The sequence below is a fragment of the Bradyrhizobium sp. DOA1 genome (genome assembly GCF_001593325.1).
Lineage (GTDB): Bacteria > Pseudomonadota > Alphaproteobacteria > Rhizobiales > Xanthobacteraceae > Bradyrhizobium.
In genome coordinates, this window is sequence record NZ_JXJM01000004.1 from 1 (window position 1) to 1,327 (window position 1,327).

2 protein-coding genes are annotated in these 1,327 nt (G+C 62.3%); both read left to right on the forward strand.

What is annotated here, in order from left to right:
• Nucleotides 1–475, forward strand: a 475-nt coding sequence (locus tag SE91_RS34845; protein WP_283806326.1) for a flagellin, incomplete at its 5' end; no start/stop codon positions are given.
• A gap of 326 nt (nt 476–801) precedes the next feature.
• The coding region (locus SE91_RS34850) for a flagellin N-terminal helical domain-containing protein (protein WP_502687186.1) at nt 802–1,327 on the forward strand (526 nt) is incomplete at its 3' end.

The window sequence follows — 1,327 nt, forward strand, 5'->3', positions numbered from 1 at the left end:
CAACATCCTCCAGCAGATCGACTCGACTGCCCAGGACTCCTCGTTCAACGGTGTCAACCTCTTGAACGGCGACCAGCTCAAGCTGGTGTTCGACGAGACTGCAAAGTCGAGCCTCAGCATCACGGGCGTGACCTACAACTCCAAGGGTCTGGGCCTCGCCTCGCTGACCAGCGGTGTCGACTTCATCGACAACGCTGCCACCAACAAGGTGCTGACCAACCTGAACGCCGCGTCGAGCACGCTGCGCTCGCAGGCCTCGAGCCTCGGCTCGAACCTGACGATCGTGCAGGTTCGTCAGGACTTCAACAAGAACCTGATCAACGTGCTGCAGACCGGCTCGTCCAACCTGACGCTGGCCGACACCAACGTCGAGGCGGCCAACAGCCAGGCGCTGTCGACCCGCCAGTCGATCGCGGTCTCCGCGCTGTCGCTGGCCAACCAGTCGCAGCAGAGCGTGCTGCAGCTGCTCCGCTAACAAGCGGACGACATCGCAAGACGATCACGGCGGCGGGGCTTCGGCCCCGCCGCTTTTTTTCGTCTGCCGGCGAGGTTTCGAGAGAGCAGGCGACGGGCGAAAAAGTAACCAGCGGTTATGGTTAATGGAGCGTAAGCGGCAAAAAACGCCAATCATTTCAGGACGATTGTCTCATCCCGCAATCGCTTTCAGACGCTTATGGTGAACCGGCGCTTATGCGGGCGATGTTCGTTTCACCCTTTGTTAGCCATGTCGGCTCACCCTGTGCCCGTCACTCGATCCAGAAGCGATCGAACGAAGACGCGTAAGCCAGAAGGGTAAGAGTCATGTCCGGTATTGTTCTCTCTGCGTCGGTTCGCCAGAACCTCCTATCTCTCCAGTCCACCGCCGATCTCCTCGCCACCACACAGAACCGTCTGTCGACCGGCAAGAGCGTCAACTCGGCCCTGGACAATCCCACCAACTTCTTCACGGCACAGTCGCTCGACAACCGCGCCAGCGACATCAACAACCTGCTCGACGGTATCGCCAACGGCGTGCAGGTGCTGCAGGCCGCCAACACCGGCCTGACCTCGCTTCAGAAGCTGATCGACAGCGCCAAGTCGATCGCCAACCAGGCGCTGCAGACCACCGTCGGTTATTCCACCAAGTCCAACGTCTCCACCACGATCGCAGGTGCGACGGCGGCCGATCTGCGTGGCACGACGAGCTTCGCCAGTGCGACGGCGAGCAGCAACGTGCTGTATAGCGGCACGGCCGGCGGTACCACGGCGGCGAACGGCACCACCACGCTCGGCGCCACCATCGGCGCCTTCGCGGGCACCGCGGCCACGGCCGGTGACGGCACCACGG